The sequence below is a fragment of the Pseudomonas sp. 43mfcvi1.1 genome (genome assembly GCF_900115935.1).
In the GTDB taxonomy this organism is placed as follows: Bacteria; Pseudomonadota; Gammaproteobacteria; order Pseudomonadales; family Pseudomonadaceae; genus Aquipseudomonas; species Aquipseudomonas bijieensis.
This window is the reverse complement of the sequence record NZ_UETT01000003.1, coordinates 52,340-68,004: the sequence shown is the minus strand read 5'-3', so window position 1 is coordinate 68,004 and position 15,665 is coordinate 52,340. Positions and strand designations below refer to the sequence as shown.

General features: G+C 62.8%; 17 protein-coding genes. 5 read left to right on the top strand and 12 right to left on the bottom strand.

What is annotated here, in order from left to right:
- Positions 1 to 282: 282 nt before the first annotated feature.
- The 8 genes from sctL to DTP52_RS06335 all read right to left on the bottom strand — a co-directional run bounded on the left by sctL (position 283) and on the right by DTP52_RS06335 (position 5,961).
- Entirely contained in the window at positions 283 to 876 is a 594-nt protein-coding gene (sctL, locus tag DTP52_RS06370; RefSeq protein ID WP_109752476.1) for a type III secretion system stator protein SctL, read from the bottom strand.
- Positions 854 to 1,444 (bottom strand): type III secretion protein, encoded by a 591-nt coding sequence (locus DTP52_RS06365; protein ID WP_109752474.1) that lies wholly within the window; start codon positions 1,442 to 1,444, stop codon positions 854 to 856. The genes sctL and DTP52_RS06365 overlap by 23 nt, the downstream gene beginning before the upstream one ends.
- Positions 1,441 to 2,328, bottom strand: a complete 888-nt coding sequence (gene sctJ / locus DTP52_RS06360; RefSeq protein ID WP_109752472.1) for a type III secretion system inner membrane ring lipoprotein SctJ — start codon at positions 2,326 to 2,328, stop codon at positions 1,441 to 1,443. Before sctJ ends, DTP52_RS06365 begins: the two co-directional genes overlap by 4 nt.
- 14 nt (positions 2,329 to 2,342) lie before the next feature.
- On the bottom strand, positions 2,343 to 2,717 hold the full coding sequence (sctI, locus tag DTP52_RS06355) for a type III secretion system inner rod subunit SctI (RefSeq protein ID WP_109752471.1): 375 nt from the start codon (positions 2,715 to 2,717) through the stop codon (positions 2,343 to 2,345).
- Between the two features lie 46 nt (positions 2,718 to 2,763).
- Entirely contained in the window at positions 2,764 to 3,693 is a 930-nt protein-coding gene (locus tag DTP52_RS06350) for a type III secretion protein (protein WP_178082465.1), read from the bottom strand.
- A 61-nt stretch (positions 3,694 to 3,754) separates the two neighbouring features.
- Positions 3,755 to 3,964: a type III secretion apparatus protein RspA gene (locus tag DTP52_RS06345; protein ID WP_109752469.1), complete on the bottom strand. Its 210-nt coding sequence runs from the start codon at positions 3,962 to 3,964 to the stop codon at positions 3,755 to 3,757.
- A 93-nt stretch (positions 3,965 to 4,057) separates the two neighbouring features.
- Positions 4,058 to 4,981 (bottom strand): sigma 54-interacting transcriptional regulator, encoded by a 924-nt coding sequence (locus DTP52_RS06340; RefSeq protein WP_109752466.1) that lies wholly within the window; start codon positions 4,979 to 4,981, stop codon positions 4,058 to 4,060.
- A gap of 404 nt (positions 4,982 to 5,385) precedes the next feature.
- Complete coding sequence (locus tag DTP52_RS06335) at positions 5,386 to 5,961, bottom strand: DUF6436 domain-containing protein (protein ID WP_109752464.1); 576 nt, start codon at positions 5,959 to 5,961, stop codon at positions 5,386 to 5,388.
- A 108-nt stretch (positions 5,962 to 6,069) separates the two neighbouring features.
- Between DTP52_RS06335 and DTP52_RS06330 the strand changes: the two genes are divergently transcribed.
- Positions 6,070 to 7,017 (top strand): alpha/beta hydrolase, encoded by a 948-nt coding sequence (locus DTP52_RS06330; RefSeq protein ID WP_109752463.1) that lies wholly within the window; start codon positions 6,070 to 6,072, stop codon positions 7,015 to 7,017.
- A gap of 129 nt (positions 7,018 to 7,146) precedes the next feature.
- Here DTP52_RS06330 and DTP52_RS06325 read toward each other — a convergent pair whose 3' ends face one another.
- A complete protein-coding gene (locus DTP52_RS06325; protein WP_109752461.1) occupies positions 7,147 to 7,890 on the bottom strand; it encodes a DUF2059 domain-containing protein in 744 nt (247 codons plus the stop codon).
- Positions 7,891 to 8,031: 141 nt separating this feature from the next.
- Here DTP52_RS06325 and DTP52_RS06320 point away from each other — a divergent pair, with 141 nt between their 5' ends.
- Both DTP52_RS06320 and DTP52_RS06315 read left to right on the top strand, forming a co-directional pair.
- Positions 8,032 to 8,664 carry a 2OG-Fe(II) oxygenase gene (locus tag DTP52_RS06320; protein ID WP_109752460.1) on the top strand — a complete coding sequence of 211 codons (633 nt, stop codon included), beginning with the start codon at positions 8,032 to 8,034 and terminating at the stop codon, positions 8,662 to 8,664.
- 2 nt (positions 8,665 to 8,666) lie between these two features.
- Positions 8,667 to 9,158, top strand: a complete 492-nt coding sequence (locus tag DTP52_RS06315) for a DUF523 domain-containing protein (protein WP_109752457.1) — start codon at positions 8,667 to 8,669, stop codon at positions 9,156 to 9,158.
- A gap of 199 nt (positions 9,159 to 9,357) precedes the next feature.
- Here the strand turns inward: DTP52_RS06315 and DTP52_RS06310 are convergent, their stop codons facing one another.
- Both DTP52_RS06310 and DTP52_RS06305 read right to left on the bottom strand, forming a co-directional pair.
- Positions 9,358 to 10,731: a GTPase/DUF3482 domain-containing protein gene (locus DTP52_RS06310; protein ID WP_109752455.1), complete on the bottom strand. Its 1,374-nt coding sequence runs from the start codon at positions 10,729 to 10,731 to the stop codon at positions 9,358 to 9,360.
- Positions 10,724 to 12,091 carry a DUF2868 domain-containing protein gene (locus DTP52_RS06305; protein ID WP_109752454.1) on the bottom strand — a complete coding sequence of 456 codons (1,368 nt, stop codon included), beginning with the start codon at positions 12,089 to 12,091 and terminating at the stop codon, positions 10,724 to 10,726. Before DTP52_RS06305 ends, DTP52_RS06310 begins: the two co-directional genes overlap by 8 nt.
- An 86-nt stretch (positions 12,092 to 12,177) precedes the next feature.
- Here DTP52_RS06305 and DTP52_RS06300 point away from each other — a divergent pair, with 86 nt between their 5' ends.
- Positions 12,178 to 12,690, top strand: a complete 513-nt coding sequence (locus DTP52_RS06300; protein WP_109752452.1) for a dihydrofolate reductase — start codon at positions 12,178 to 12,180, stop codon at positions 12,688 to 12,690.
- Between the two features lie 133 nt (positions 12,691 to 12,823).
- On the opposite strand, the gene DTP52_RS06295 is transcribed toward DTP52_RS06300, so the two are convergent.
- On the bottom strand, positions 12,824 to 14,215 hold the full coding sequence (locus DTP52_RS06295; RefSeq protein ID WP_109752451.1) for an L-cystine transporter: 1,392 nt from the start codon (positions 14,213 to 14,215) through the stop codon (positions 12,824 to 12,826).
- Between the two features lie 242 nt (positions 14,216 to 14,457).
- Between DTP52_RS06295 and DTP52_RS06290 the strand changes: the two genes are divergently transcribed.
- Positions 14,458 to 15,513, top strand: a complete 1,056-nt coding sequence (locus tag DTP52_RS06290; RefSeq protein WP_109752449.1) for a phosphorylcholine phosphatase — start codon at positions 14,458 to 14,460, stop codon at positions 15,511 to 15,513.
- Positions 15,514 to 15,665 lie beyond the last annotated feature (152 nt).

The following is a 15,665-nucleotide window of genomic DNA, read 5'->3' as shown; positions in this document are numbered from 1 at the left end:
TTGTGATGATGGTGGGTCAGCTTGCGGTGATGTTGGATGTGCCGCCGTCTCGCGAGCAGGCTCGCTCCCACAGTTTTTCCGGGTGTTCACAGACATCGCAGCCAGCACAAATCCCCTGTGGGAGCGAGCCTGCTCGCGATAGCGTTGGGTCAGCTTGCGGTGATGTTGGATGTGCCGCCGTCTCGCGAGCAGGCTCGCTCCCACAGTTTTTCCGGGTGTTCACAGACATCGCAGCCAGCACAAATCCCCTGTGGGAGCGAGCCTGCTCGCGATAGCGGTGGGTCAGTTTGCAGGGATGTGTGGTGGATCAGGCAGGCGCAAGGCTTTGACAGCGGAGGGCCAGTCGAGCAGGAATGTGCCGCCTGGCGTTTCCAGCTTCAGTTGATGTCGTTCCATGTCGGCATCCGCCACCGGTGTCCAGGGGCGCTTGCCATTGGTGCCCAGGCTCTGCGTCAGGCTCGCCAGGTCTTCGGGATGGCAGCGGAGGGTGGCGCTGACCGGGTCGTCCTGGCGCGACGCCAGTTGGCGGACGAGCGCATCGATACGTGCCTGCTCCGGGACCTCGTTCAACAGCGTCCCCAGGGCTTCGTTGACCAGGTGTGCGGCGCTTGTCTCGATCCGCTCCCACATGGCTTGGCGCTGGGCTTCCCAGGCGGCGAGCAAGGTCTCGGCCTTTTCCCAGAATCGAGCTTGAGCCTCAAGCACGGACGCGTCCGCCTCTGTGCTGGCGCGTTCAAGCCATTGCGCAACCTGGGCCTGGGCCTGTTCGAGGACGACCTGCGCGCGGGCACAATCCACCAGGGTTTCGCGGGCGATATAGGGCTGCGACAGGCTTTGGCCATCGGGGCGCAGTTCAAGCGAACGCCGAGCGAGCATCGTGTTTCTCCGTTTGGATAGGGGCCGGGGCTGCCAGGCTTTGCTCAGCCTTCCAGCAGGCGGACTGCCAAAGCGTGTTCAGCTTGGCGGCTGGCGGTTGAGGGGCGCTCACCGATTCGATGGTGATGATTCTGTCGCGTGGGAACGCCAGGCGCGCACGTTCCCAGACCCGTTCACCCAGCCAGGCGCGCAGCAGTGCGAGCGGATCCTGGCCTTGTTCGAGCCAGTGTCCCGGCCGCAGGGCTTTGGCGGTGCGCTCGCACCAGGCCCGGTCTTGCGTGGAAAGTGCCGGCGTTGCCGTTAACGGTGCGCAAGTGCTCGCCACCAATTCGCAGGCAAGGAACAAGGTCCGCGGTGTACCGCAGAACAGTGATTGCAGCGCCGGATTGGGTTGGGGTGGCATGCACGGGGTCATGCCGAAGCTACGTGCAAGCGCGGCATGGTGCCCCCGGGCGAGGGCGTCGATTTGCGGTGCGGTCAGCAGGCAAAGCGTCGATGAATACCAGTCCCGGTCTGCTTCGCGCCAAGCCAGGCTCCACCAGCGAACCCATTCAATTTCCGCCGTCATGCGGCGGTACCGTTACTGCCGGGCTTGGCCCCCGGGGGGGTCACGGCAAACAGCCCAGGTGTCGCACTGCCTTGAGGTGCGGCGGGCGCTCCGGCTGGCTTGGCGAGCTTGTGCTCGAGAAACCGTGGCAGCACCAACACGCCCTGGCGCCATAGTCGATAGAGGCCATAGAGGGCGCCCATCAGGATGGCGAGCAAGGCGATGCTTGCCGCCACGGTCACCGCTCGCCAGTAACCGATGTCATCGGCCTGCATGAGAAAGGGGCCGAAGTACGCCATCTTGCGCTGTTCCTGATAGGGTGCGGCGGGCACGAATACCACCGATAACTTGGTCGGGTTCTGAGTGGCGTCGGCCATGCCGGGAATCCCGCTGGCGACCAGGTTACGCACACGCGGGGTAATGCTGTCGGGGTCCAGGGCACTGGTGTGCTTGATGAAGACCGAGGCCGATGCGGGCTGGACCGGCTCACCCGGGGCCACCCGTTCCGGCAGGACCACATGGACCCGGGCGAGCACCACGCCATCTATTTGTGAAAGCGTCGATTCGAGCTCCTGGGACAGCGCGTAGATGTAGCGGGCACGCTCTTCCATCGGCGTGGAAATGACTCCCTCCTTGCGGAAGATCTCCCCCAGGCTGGAGCGGGACCGACGCGGCAGGCCGGCGGCTTCGAGGACTTGGACGGCGCTGTTCATGTCGGCAGGCTCGACCAGTACGGTCAGTCCGTCTTTATCGACTTGCTTGCTCGCCTCCACGTTCTTGTTCGCCAACTCGGCGATCACTTCGTTGGCATCCTGTTCGGAAAGATGGCTGTGCAGCGCCGTCCGTTCGTCACAACCGGTGAGCAGCAGACACAGCAACAGTGTTGAGAACGCGCGCATGGACATGACCGGCCTTCCCTTTACTGAAGATTGGTGAGCTTCTCGATGGCCTGGGAGCCTTTGCTGACTATTTTCGCGGTCATCAGGCTTTCCAGGTGGAAGGATGATAATGACCGGTTCGACTGCAACATATCTTGCGGGTCGGCGGTGCGGACGGCCTTGATCATGTCGCGGTTGGCGCGATCATCCAGACGCTGCAATTCGCCGGAGCGACTCGACAACGAGTCAATGATGCGTGCCGCGACATTGTTTTCGCTGTCCGGGGCGGGGGCTTTCTCGCGCATTTGTGCGTTGAACCAACTGACATCGCTGGTTTCGGCACTGGCCTGTGGCCTGGCGCTCGTTTTGGCGGAAGTGGAGGCGAGGTTGCTGGGGTCGATGGCATGTACGTCCACGGAATATCTCCTGTTTCAATGGCTGGAATTCAAAGAGCGGGTGCCTTCAGGCGCACATCAGCCTCAAGACGTTGCGAGCGCTACCGGTGACGCTCAGGTGAAACTCGATTTCTTCCCGGCTGCGGCGCACGCGCTGGCGTATCGGGGCCTGTTGGCCGGCAAGGCGGGCCAGGGCGAAATCCAGCTCTTCCAGGGCAAGCTGGAACAAGCGAGTTTCGCGAGCGTCCAGTGCCGTGCCGCGGGCAATGCGTTCGGTCCATGTCCACCGTTCTGCATCGAGGGTCGCCGGTGGGGGATAGCGCGTCGGGTGCTGGTCCATGAATGCCGCGATCTCGAACAACAGGTCCTGGTCGTCCGGTTCATAGCGCGCCTGGCCGTCATCTTCGTCGATGTCCAGTAGCGTCAACAGTTTCCTTCGGCCCAGGACCGCGATGATCTTGAGCAGCAGCGACAGGCTCGCGTCATGACGACCGCGCCGCGTGGCGTGATCGCCCTCCATTTCCCAGGCACCGAACAACGCGCCACAGAAGGGGTTGTTGGCACTGCCGAAATCGCTTTGGCTGTCCAGATCATTGTCACCGATGGGTTGCCGGCGATGGGCGAACATCTGGGCCAGATCGTTGAACAGGTCTTCATTGGAATAGGCGTCATCGATGTCCACGTCGAGATTGGAACCGGTGCCGCTGTTGATCTCTTCCAGGATGTCTTCCAGCACCAGGCGCAAAGGGTCTGCGGTCTCTGCGGCCAATCTGTCCTGGGGGTTGCGCCAGCCAAAGCGAGACTGTCCGCCCGTCGAACCCTGTTCGTCGCCCCACTGGACGAGCGACTCCCGCAACCGGTCGCCGGCCCCATGCAATGCCAGGTGCTCGGCGACCACGTTCGCCAGGCCCGGTGGAGTCTGGGCAGGGCGCCGCGTGGGCTCGTCATGGGACAGGTCTCTGAGAGCACGAAGGCTGTCTGGCAAGTCAATGTGCATAGGGCCTCCTGCGCATCGCGCTTGAGGTTGCCCCGCCGAAGCGGGGACTGAAGCGGATGGGTCAGAAACGTATGCCTTTGGATGCCTCCCCCATGGCGGTGATGGCTTTGGTTGCGGTGTCCATCGACCCTGCCGCGATTGCGTTCATGGTGTCTGCGACCAGTTTCTTCTGGTCGAATTCGGATTTCATGGTTGTCATCGCAGCCGAGGTCGCGTCCATCTGCTGCATGGCAGCCGTGGAAGCCGCGAGAGAAAGTCCACCAAAACTCATAGTCGTATCTCCGGGTTGTGGAATGGCGAGACGATCGTGAGCGTCTCGATGGTTAAGTGGCGACCGTTGCGTAAACGGTTCCACCGATCCCACTCAACTCGTCGATATTTGCAGGCACTTCATTCGGTAATACAGGGTGCGCCGGGCGATACCCAGTTCGGCGATGACCTTGTCGATGCAATGATGGTGGCGGCGCATGCAGTCCTCGATGAGGATTTTCTCGAACTGCTGCAGGTGTTCCTTCAACTTGAGCGTTGAACTGTTGTGTTCCAGTGGTTCTGCGCGGGGCAGTGCCGGCAAGCCAAGCACATATCGCTTGGCGGCGGATTGCAGCTCGCGGATGTTTCCTGGCCAGGCGTAGCCGAGCAGTTGGCGCAACAGCGCGGGTGAGGGGGCGACGTAGGGCCGGTCAAGTGCCTGGGCCTCCCGCCGCACCAGCGATTGGAACAGCGGCACGATGCGTTCCTTGCGGCTGCGCAGAGGGGGCAGCTTGAGGCTGATGATGTTCAGGCGAAAATAAAGGTCCCGGCGAAACTCGCCGCGTTCGACCATTTCCCCCAGTGGACACTGGGCGGAGGCGATGACCCGCATGTTCACCGGGATATTCTGGGTCGAGCCCAGCCGCTGGACCGTCCTCGACTCCAGGACACGCAGCAGCTTGGCTTGCAGGCCCAACGGCATGCTGTCGATTTCGTCCAGGTACAACGTGCCGTTATGCGCGGCTTCGACGAACCCCGCGCGATTTTGGCTGGCGCCGGTATACGCGCCGGTATTGGCCCCGAAGAGCTGGCTCTCGGCGAGTGTTTCGGGGATGGCGGCGCAGTTGATCGCAACGAACTTGCCGGAGCAACCCGACATGCGATGGATCTTTTCTGCCAGCGTGTCTTTACCGGTGCCAGTTTCGCCGCGCAGCAGCACGTCGATCATGAGCGGGGCGACACATTGGACAAACGCCTCGAGGTTGAGGGCGTCTTCTTTATGGGGATTGGAAAGTGCAGCGCATAGCAGCTTTTGCATCACTGACGATTCCATTCTTGTTTGGTTTAGGAAGGTCGACAAGTTGAAAGATGAAAAGGCGTGTGAAACTTCCTCGAGTTAGCGCCGCCGCGCGACTGCACTGGAAATCAACATTTTGTTGGTTACGAGGTTTAGAGAAGAGATTAAAAAAAAGTTCATGCTGGCACGGCCGCTGTTAATCGATTCAGCTAAACGGTCGGCACGCGCCAAATGCCCTGCACAACCCGCCTGGCACGGGGCACAGGCCGAAAAGGAGGGGCAATCGCGTCTTTGGGAAAAATTGGATCCGACAAACGGTTCAGCTCAGGCCCTTACTTTGAGTAAGAGCTCTAGAGGCGAGTACTGGGCTTAACTTTGTGGCGTCGCCCAAGAGCAAGCCGGCAATACGTGTTGTAGTTAATTTGTCAGTTTGAAACCGACCATGGGCAGTAACAGCCCACCGCCAACGTGTGAGTAGCATCAACTTCCCGGCCAATGCTCAATGCCTCCAGAATCGGTTCGATGAAGCTGTTGCTCGAGTTGCAGGTCAGGCCTTCGCTGTAGGGGCCGAAGTACGCCAGTTTGCCGCTGCGATCCCAGATTGCCACGGCCGGGCTGGCGGGAATCTGGTTCGATCCGGGAAGCGCCGGGAGGGTTTTCAAGCTGCTCAACGTGGCCGGCAGCCGACCTTGGCTGCCGGCTTTTTGTACCGCATAAAATTCGACGCCTTGCGGTACATATTTATCGATCAGCTCGGAAAGGTGCTGCTGGTTGCCGACGTTGCACGGACATGCCGGGTCCCAGAAGTGCACCAGGCGTATCGCGCCAGGGCCGGCCAGATCGACAGGCAGGCGTAGAGGATCGCCGGAAAACACCGCGGTGTGTTGGCTGAAAGCCCGCAGGAAACGGCCCTGGAACCAGTCGTAGGCCGCCCACAATACGATGGCGCATCCGAGGGCAAGCAGGCTGGCGAGCAAGGTCGTGCGGTGGGATGGGCGCATGGAGTCGATCCTCTGAAGCCGCGTAGCTTGCCATGCCTGCCGCGACAGATGAATATCGCAGGCTTGTAAAGTCTGTTTCGCGCGATGCGCCCATGCCTGGAAACCTTGATGCCTGCCACTTTCGACCCCGATCTCCTGCGTGCCAGCCTGCAACCCTTGGCACAGTGGCAACCCCTGTCGGAACAAGCACAGGCTTATCAACGGTTCTATGGGCTGGACTTCCCCCAACGTGCGTTGCGCAGGGGGTTGGGGTGTTTCGAGATAAAAGGCTATGAACTGGTCAGCCAGGTCTGGTGGCCGGAAAAAGCCGTGGCAACGATGTTCGTGTTCCACGGTTACTACGATCACATGGGGCTGTACCGGCACTTGATCGAATGGGCCCTGGAGCAGAAATTCGCAGTGATCGCCTGCGACCTGCCGGGCCACGGCCTGTCCAGTGGCGAACGCGCCAGCATCGAGGATTTTGCCGAGTACCAGGCCACCTTGCAGGGCCTGTTGGCCGAGGCCGGGACGCTGGACCTGCCGCAACCCTGGCACCTGTGCGGCCAAAGCACCGGCGGGGCCATCGTCGTCGATCACGTGCTTAACCAGGGCGCACAGAGCCCGGCCCAGGGCCAGGTCATCCTGCTGTCACCCCTGGTGCGGCCGCGGGCCTGGGGTTGGTCGCGCCTGAGTTATTACCTGCTCAAGCCGTTCGTGACCGGTATCGCCCGGCGTTTCAGCGAGAACTCCACCGACCCGCAGTTCCTGCCCTTCCTGCAAGCCGACCCGTTGCAACCTCTGCGCCTGCCCACCGCTTGGGTGGGTGCGTTGGGGCAATGGATCAAGCGTATCGAAGCCGCCCCGAGCAGCCCACGCCAGCCGTTGATCGTGCAGGGGCAGGCGGACATGACGGTGGATTGGGTGCACAACCTGCAAGTGCTGCGCAGCAAGTTCGACCGGCCGCAGATATTGATGTTGCCCGAGGGGCGTCATCATTTGGCGAATGAGGCGCTGGCGATGCGGCAGGAGATGTTTGGGTTCCTGAGCAAGCGGATGAGCCGGGTTCGGCGGTGACTGGGTTATTGCCATCGCGAGCAAGCTCGCTCCCACAGGGTATTTAAGTGAACCCAGGTTTTGTGATCGTCGCAGACCCAGTGTGGGAGCGAGCCTGCTCGCGATAGCGGTGTCAGGGGCACAGAAGAGCTACTGCCCGAGATTCTGCCCCACCGCCAACCCCGCCCGAATCGCTGCCAAAGCCGCCTGATAATAAGCCTGGCCCTCGGTCGATTCGGCGAAGGTGGCGAACTCTTCCAGCTCGGTATCCGTGAGGTCACGGTAGACGTACAGCAGCGTGTTGTTCAGGTCCGCGCCGATCTGTTCCATCAGCCGTTGGCGCTGGCCGTTCAACATGCCCTGGGCCTGACCAGCGCCCAAGAGCCCCGGGATCATCGAACTCAGGCTGTCGGCTGCCACGCCGGCGATCGCCAGGCTGACTTCGGCGCCGGCCTCGCGAGCGGGCAGGGCCTGGGCCAGGTGACCGATGATCAACAGGCGGTTGTCGCTGGCTTGCATCTTCGGCAGGCCCTTGGCGTTTTTCGCCAATTGATCGCGTCGGGTCGCCAGCAACTCGGCCGCCACGACCTTGCGGCCCAAGGGTGATTGGAAAAAGTTCAGGGCCGCTTGAGGGTCGCGAAGATTCTTGCGCATTTGCGCCTCGGCCCGCTGGTCCATGGCCTGGGGGGCGAAACGTTGATTGCTGTTGTTCACCAGCGCCTGGAACACCGCCGGCGGCAGGCTGCTCTGGTAGCGCTGCTGGGCGGCGCTCAAGGCATCATTGAAATGCGCCCGCTGTTCCGGCCAACCGGCGACCTTGTACAACTGGTCGTAGCTGTCTGCCCAGGCGGGCAAAACGCAGAACATCAACAGTGAGAAAAGCAAACGGCGCATAGGGACTCCTGTCAGCAGCCGACTATTCTCCGTGGGGTGTGGGGTCTTGTCGAGAATTCGTATCAAGTTCGTACGGCGGTGCTATCTGGCGGCAAAAAACCTGCCGAGCGTCGCTGTCGGTTTTGCAGGCACAGGCATACTATGCGCGCCATGCAAATACCTTCTGATCACCCGCTGCTGTTACGTATCGTCGACGACCTGGCCGAGCGCGGCTGGTCGCAGCAGAACCTCTTCCTGCCGCAGGCGCTGACCCGTGCCCTGGCGGCCGAATGCCGCCAGCGTGCCGCCGAGGGCGAACTGGCTCCGGCAGCGGTCGGGCGCGGGCCGTTCTCGGAGATCCGCGAAGGCATCCGGGGTGATCGCATCCAGTGGATCGAACCCGGCCAGGCGCAAGCCTGCGACCAATACCTGGTGCTGATGGACAGCCTGCGCGAGGCGATGAATCGAGGGCTGTTCCTGGGCCTGGAAGATTTCGAAAGTCACTTCGCCCTCTATCCTCCGGGGGCGTTCTACCTCAAGCACGTCGACCGCTTTCGCGATGACGACCGGCGCGCGGTGTCGGCGGTGCTCTACCTCAACGACGATTGGTTGCCGGAACACGGCGGCCAGTTACGCATGTACCTGGACGATGGCGTGGAGCACGACGTGGTGCCCATTGGCGGTTGCCTGGTGGTGTTCCTGTCGGGCGACATCCCCCATGAAGTCCTGCCCGCCACCCGCGATCGCCTGTCCTTGACCGGTTGGTTCCGCCGTCGCGGCAACGAGTTGTTCTGACGATGGAAAAGATCCTGGTCAGTCGCTGCCTGCTCGGGCATCGCGTGCGCTACGACGGCGGTGCCAGTGGGCCGTTCGATCAACTCCAGCAATGGCTCGACGAGGGGCGGGTCGTGCCGTTGTGCCCGGAAGTCGCCGGCGGCTTGCCTACGCCTCGGGCGGCGGCGGAGATTCCTGGCGGGCAGGGCGGGCAAGTGCTCGACGGCCAGGCGGCGGTGATTACCACCGAAGGCGAGGATGTGAGTGCGCAGTTTCTGTCTGGTGCGAATCAAGCGCTGGAATTGGTGCGTACCCATGGCATCCAGATCGCCGTGCTCAAGGCCAACAGCCCGTCGTGCGGCAACCTGTTGACCTATGACGGGACGTTCAGCGGTGTGAAGGTCAGTGGTGAAGGCGTGACGGCGGCGTTGCTCAGGCGCCATGGCGTGCGGGTGTTCAATGAGTTGGAATTGGCTGACGCGGCAGCGGCCCTCAAAGCCTTGATCAACGACTGATTGATTGCTTTTGTGGCGAGGGAGCTTGCTCCCGCTGGGCTGCGAAGCGGCCCCAAAATGCCTGGACGCGGTTGGCCTGACACAGCGAGGTGTCAGGTTTCAGGGTTGCTTCGCAACCCACCGGGAGCAAGCTCCCTCGCCACAGGGTTTGTGTGCTTGCCAAAGGATTTTGTGTACGTGGCCACAGGCGCTGTGTCGCTTAGAGCCGCTGCGCCAACTGCTCAATCTGCTCCTGCCGCTCCGACTGGCTCAACCGTGCCTGGGGATTGAGAGATGACCACTGCGGATGCGCCCGGGCCTTGTTCAGGGCTTCGGGCAGCTTGCCTTCGCGCCAGGTCTTGTCCTGGGGTGTGGCGATGCGGATGCTGTCCATCGCCGCGTGGCCGCGTTGGTTGAGAGCTTGCAGCAGTTGGCGTTGGCGCAGGGCCAACAGGCGCAGCACGCTGTCGTCCACCGTCAGTTCCCGTTGCCCCTTGAGCTTGCCTATCAGCCGGTTGCCATAGCTGCGGGCGGTTTGCAGGGTGCCGCCGACAATGGCCCCGGCCAGGGCGGCGGCGCCAAGAGTCAGGCCGCCCACCAGCAAGTCGACGCCGGCCCCGGCCGCCGCGCCCGCCGCGATCCCGCCACCGACCCGCACGCCCAGTTGCTTGAGGGTCTCGGGGTTGAACAGGTCGTCGCCCCAGCGCCCGTCGAGCAGCGGCAGATCGCTGGCGGCAGCGTCCAGGGGCCTGAAAGCGTAGAGCTTGAGCAGGGCCTCGACGCAACGCTGTTCGCGCTGGCGCACCGCGTTGCGCAGTTCACTGATGGCTTCGCGTTCCAGTTCGGCGTCGCTGGCTACGCTGCGGCGGCAGGCGGCGCAGTCGATCAGCAGTTCGGCGATCAAGCGTCCCGCACTCTGTTGACGGGCCAGGCGTTGGGCCTGTTGGTCAGTGACCAGGCGTTCCAATTGCCCACGGGCACTTTCCAACAACAGTGCGAGGCTTTCATACAGGCGTCGCTCGCCGTCCTCGGGCGGGGCGACGCTGTCGAACCGTACCAGGGCGTGCAGGCCCAGGCGCGCCAGGGCTTCGCGCCAGTCGGGCTCGCGATGGTGGGCGCTGCTGACGAAATTCAATACCGGCAGCAGCGGCTTGCCACAACTGGCGAGGACTTCCAGCTCATCGCGGTACTTGGCCAGCACCGGCTCCCGGGCATCGATCACATACAGCCCGGCATCGCTGGCGAGCAGTTGCCGCAGCACCTTGGCTTCCTGTTCGAAGCGCTGCCGGGCCTCGCTGCCCTCGAGGAAACGGGCCAGGCGCGCCGGGCCGTCCAGGCGTTCACCCGGGCGCTCCAGGCGCTCGAGGTAATCGAGCAGGGCGATGGCGTCCTCCAGGCCCGGTGTGTCGTACAGCTCCAGCAGCGCTTCGCCGTCCACCGACAAACGCGCACCCTCGACATGCCGGGTGGTGCTCGGGCGATGGGACACCTCGCCGAAGCCGACGTCGCGGGTCAAGGTACGCAGCAGCGAGGTCTTGCCCACATTGGTGTGACCGACCACGGCCAGCTTCAGCGGCTTCATGGGCTCAGTCATGGCCGGTCTCCAACCAGTTCAAGGGCATGCAGTCGGCGAAGGGCAGCTGCAACTGTTGCAGCGCAGTGTGCCAGTCCCCCAGGCGTTCGGCGTCCAGCGCTTCGCCGGGCGGCGCCTGCAACAGCCAGACGCGGGTGGCGCTGGCGCTGCGGGCCAGCTCGGCGATCAGCGCCAGGCTGCCGCGATCCGGTGAGCGGCGTGGGTCACAGGCAATGGCCAGTCGTGCCGGAGGAAAGCGTGACAGTTGTTCGAGGAGTTTGTGGCGCGACTCGCGGCTGTCGAGGATGCCGGCGTTTTTCACGGTTTCGGGCAGCTTGGGCGGCCAGGGTCGGTCGTCCAGTTCGATCGCCACCAGCAGCGCGCCGTCGCTGTCCATTGCACTGACCGCATTTTCGATGGGGTGCAATTGCGCGGGTGCGGCGTCGTTGACCCCCAGGCGCTCGCTGCTGGGCATCAGCCGTTCACGCAATTGGGCGTAGCCCGGCAGGTTCAAGTCCAGGCGCAGCGTGGCCCGACCACGCCGCCAGTGCCACAGACACAGCAGCGCCAGGCCCAGGCGCGGCACTACGCCATAGACCAGCAGCACGCCCACCAGCCAGGCGGCCCAGGCCTGGCGGGCGCTCTCGATGTTCAGCGCGGTGTCGCCACTGGCGCGGATCATCTCCACTGTTGGCACACTGAAGCCCAGCTGGGCAGGCAGCGCGCCGAGGGCTTGGGTCATGGCGACGAAGGTTTCGCCACCGAGAATCGTGGTTTCCCAGACGAAGCCGTAGCGCCGGGTCGCCATCAACATCAGTACGATGACCAGCGCACTGAGCATCGCCAGCAGCCACAGGCCGTTGACCAACACGCCGAGTGCCCAGCGATTGAGTTTATGCCTTTGCAGCAACAGCAGCAGGGCTGGCGCCAGTTGGGCGGCCTTGGCATCGCGGGCGAGTTTTTCGCTGAGCCACAGCCACAGGCGCCCCAGTGCGGCACCTTGCTCACCGGCGAAGATCAGGCCCAGGGCCCAGGAGATGAGCAGAATCAGATTCAGCCCCAAAAGGCTGCCCAGGGCCCAGAACACGTTGACCGGGGTTTGCCCGTCGCCGAGTGCGGCAAACCCCAGGCCGGCACCACTGATGATGGCGAGCAGCGCCAATGCGATCAGCGCCAGGCGCGCCCCTTGCAGCCAATGGCGCAGGGCCTCGGTGAGGCCATCGCGCTCGGCCAGCCAGCGGGCGCGGTGGCGGATGCGGGTGGCTAAGTTGCCGCCTGATGCGCGGGCCAGGCGATTGGCTTCCTGGTCCTCGAGCGGGCCGGCGTGTTCTTCACGCAGGCGTATCGTCTCGGTCAACCAGAGGTTCTGCAGTGCTGTCACGGGTGCTTCCGTTGCTCGAATGAGGGTTGAGCATAACCGCTGTGATGCCTGTCGGGGTACGCCGAGCCTCTGGTATCCTCGCGGCCATGAACAAAACTCTCCCCTTAAGCCTGATCGCAGCCCTCGGTGAAAACCGTGTGATCGGCGTCGACAACAGCATGCCCTGGCACCTGCCAGGGGATTTCAAATACTTCAAGGCCACCACCCTGGGCAAACCGATCATCATGGGGCGCAAGACCTGGGACTCCCTTGGTCGACCGCTGCCGGGGCGCTTGAACATCGTGGTCAGCCGTCAGCCGGACTTGGTGCTGGAGGGCGCCGAAGTGTTTTCCTCCTTGGAGGCAGCAGTGGCGCGGGCCGAGGCGTGGGCGCTGGAACAGGGCGTCGACGAGTTGATGTTGATCGGCGGTGCCCAGCTGTACGCCCAGGCCCTGGAGCAGGCGGATCGGCTGTACCTGACCCGCGTGGCGCTGAGCCCGGAAGGGGATGCGTGGTTTCCGCAATTTGATTCGAGCCAGTGGAAGCTGGTGTCGAACCAGCCGAACCCGGCCGAAGGGGACAAGCCGGCCTACAGCTTTGAGGTGTGGGAAAAACTGTAAGCCCTGTGGGAACTATGCCTGTGGGAGCAAGGCTTGCCCGCGATCCGGGCGCCTCGATCCATGGAAGACCGCGTCGCTTTCATCGCGGGCAAGCCTTGCTCCCACAAGCTTTGCTCCCACAGGTATCAGGCAATCAAGCGTGCACCAACTCCCCATGCTCCTCGGCATCCAGCAGGGCCTTGTCGGTCTGCTGCATCACCTGGCTGGTGATCGCCCCGGCGGTGATCGAGCCGCTGACGTTCAGCGCCGTACGCCCCATGTCGATCAGTGGCTCGACGGAGATCAGCAACGCCACCAGCGCGACCGGCAAGCCCATGGCCGGCAGCACGATCAACGCGGCAAATGTGGCGCCGCCACCGACCCCGGCCACCCCGGCCGAACTCAACGTCACGATCGCCACCAGCGTCGCGATCCATAGCGGATCCAGCGGGTTGATGCCCACGGTCGGCGCGACCATCACCGCCAGCATGGCTGGATAAAGACCGGCACAACCATTCTGGCCGATGGTGGCGCCGAACGAGGCGCTGAAGCTGGCGATCGCCCGCGGGATGCCGAGGCGGCTGGTCTGGGCTTCGATGCTCAACGGGATGGTCGCGGCGCTGGAGCGGCTGGTGAAGGCGAAGGTCAGCACCGGCCAGATCTTGCGGAAAAACCGCAGCGGGTTGATCCCGGCGGCGGACACCAGCAGGCCATGGACCACGAACATCAGGCCCAGCCCCAGGTACGACACCACCACGAAGCTGCCGAGCTTGATGATGTCCTGCAAGTTGGAGCCAGCTACCACCTTAGTCATCAGGGCCAGCACGCCGTACGGGGTGAGCTTCATCACCAGGCGCACCAGGCGCGTCACCCAGCTTTGCAGGGTGTCGATGGCGTTGATCACTTTCTGGCCTTTTTCCACGTCATCCTTGAGCAGCTGCAACGCCGCGACACCGAGGAACGCGGCGAAAATCACCACGCTGATGATCGAGGTCGGCTTGGCCCGGGCCAGGTCGGCAAAGGGGTTCTGCGGAATGAACGACAGCAGCAACTGCGGGATATTCAGGTCGGCGACCTTGCCGGCATAGTCGCTCTGGATCACCTGCAGGCGCGCCAGTTCCTGGGTACCGGCCACCAGGCCTTCGGCGGTGAGGCCGAACAGGTTGGTCAGGCCGATGCCGATCAGCGCGGCGATGGCGGTGGTGAACAACAGCGTGCCGATGGTCAGGAAGCTGATCTTGCCCAGGGACGAAGCGTTATGCAGACGGGCCACGGCGCTGAGGATCGAGGCGAAGACCAGCGGGATGACGATCATTTGCAGCAACTGTACGTAGCCGTTGCCCACCAGGTCGAACCAGCCGATCGAGGCCTTGAGCACCGGGTTGCCGGCGCCGTAAATCGTGTGCAGGGCAATACCGAACACCACGCCCAGCACCAGCGCCAGCAGCACCTTCCTGGCCAGGCTCCAGGTGCGGTGACGGGTTTGCGCCAGGCCGAACAGCAAGGCGAGGAATACCAGCAGATTGAGGATCAGCGGCAGATTCATCTAAAGAGACTCCGATAAGACGTGCCAGTCGCCCGAAGCCGCGACTGTGAGCCGGGAAGCCTAACAGCCTGATAACTAATGAATTAATACTAAAAACGCATGTAGATTGTCGTTTATGGAATAAGGCAGTGACGTTTACGGGTATGTCGCTGGCGCTATCAAGATGTAAGCGGTCGCCCACAGGCGAGGACTGTCACAGGCATTTGTTAGCGTCGAGTTCTTCAAACCTGGGAGGAATGCCGATGAAGCTCGTACCTCGTTTTCTCGCTGTCGCCTTGAGCCTGGGCCTTGCCGGCCAAGTGCTCGCCACCGAACTCAAGCACTGGCCGGCCGAGCAGGCCAAGGCCTTGGACGCGATGATCGCAGCCAACGCCAACAAGGGTAACTACGCGGTGTTCGACATGGACAACACCAGTTACCGCTACGACCTTGAAGAATCGTTGCTGCCGTTCATGGAGAACAAGGGCCTCATCACCCGTGAAAGCCTGGACCCGTCCTTGAAACTGATGCCGTTCAAGGACACGGCTGACCACAAGGAAAGTCTGTTCAGCTATTACTATCGCCTGTGCGAAGTGGACGACATGGTTTGCTACCCGTGGGTGGCCCAGGTGTTTTCCGGTTTTACCCTCAAGGAGCTCAAGGGGTATGTCGATGAGCTGATGGCGTCCGGCAAGCCCGTGCCGACCACCTATTACGACGGCGACAAAGTGGTCCAGTACAACGTCAACCCGCCCAAGATCTTCACCGGCCAGGCCGAGCTGTACAACAAGCTGATGGAAAACGGCATCGAGGTCTATGTCATGACCGCGGCGTCGGAAGAGCTGGTGCGCATGGTCGCCTCCGATCCGAAGTACGGCTACAACCTCAAGCCGCAGAACGTGATCGGTGTGACCACGCTGCTCAAGGACCGCAAGACCGGCGAGCTGACCACTGCTCGCAAACAGATCACCAACGGAAAATATGACGAGAAGGCCAACCTCGGCCTGGAATACACGCCTTATCTGTGGACCCCGGCGACCTGGATGGCCGGCAAGCACGCGGCGATCCTGACCTACATCGACGAATGGAAAAAACCGGTGCTGGTGGCGGGTGACACACCGAGCAGTGACGGCTACATGCTGTTCCACGATGTGGACGTGGCCAAGGGCGGCATTCACCTGTGGGTCAACCGCAAGGACAAATACATGACCCAGATCAACGGCATGATGGCCAAGCACGCTGCGGCCCAGGCCAAGGAAGGGCTACCGGTGACGGCGGACAAGAACTGGGTGATCGTCAAGCCCGAGGATATCCAGTAAACCCGGGTTGCGGATGAACTCACCAACCCTGTGGGAGCGAGCCTGCTCGCGATGGCGTCAGGTCAGCGGCATTTTTTTTGGCTGATACGCCGCTATCGCGAGCAGGCTCGCTCCCACAGTTGATCATCTGTGACCTGTCTCACCGCAAAGAA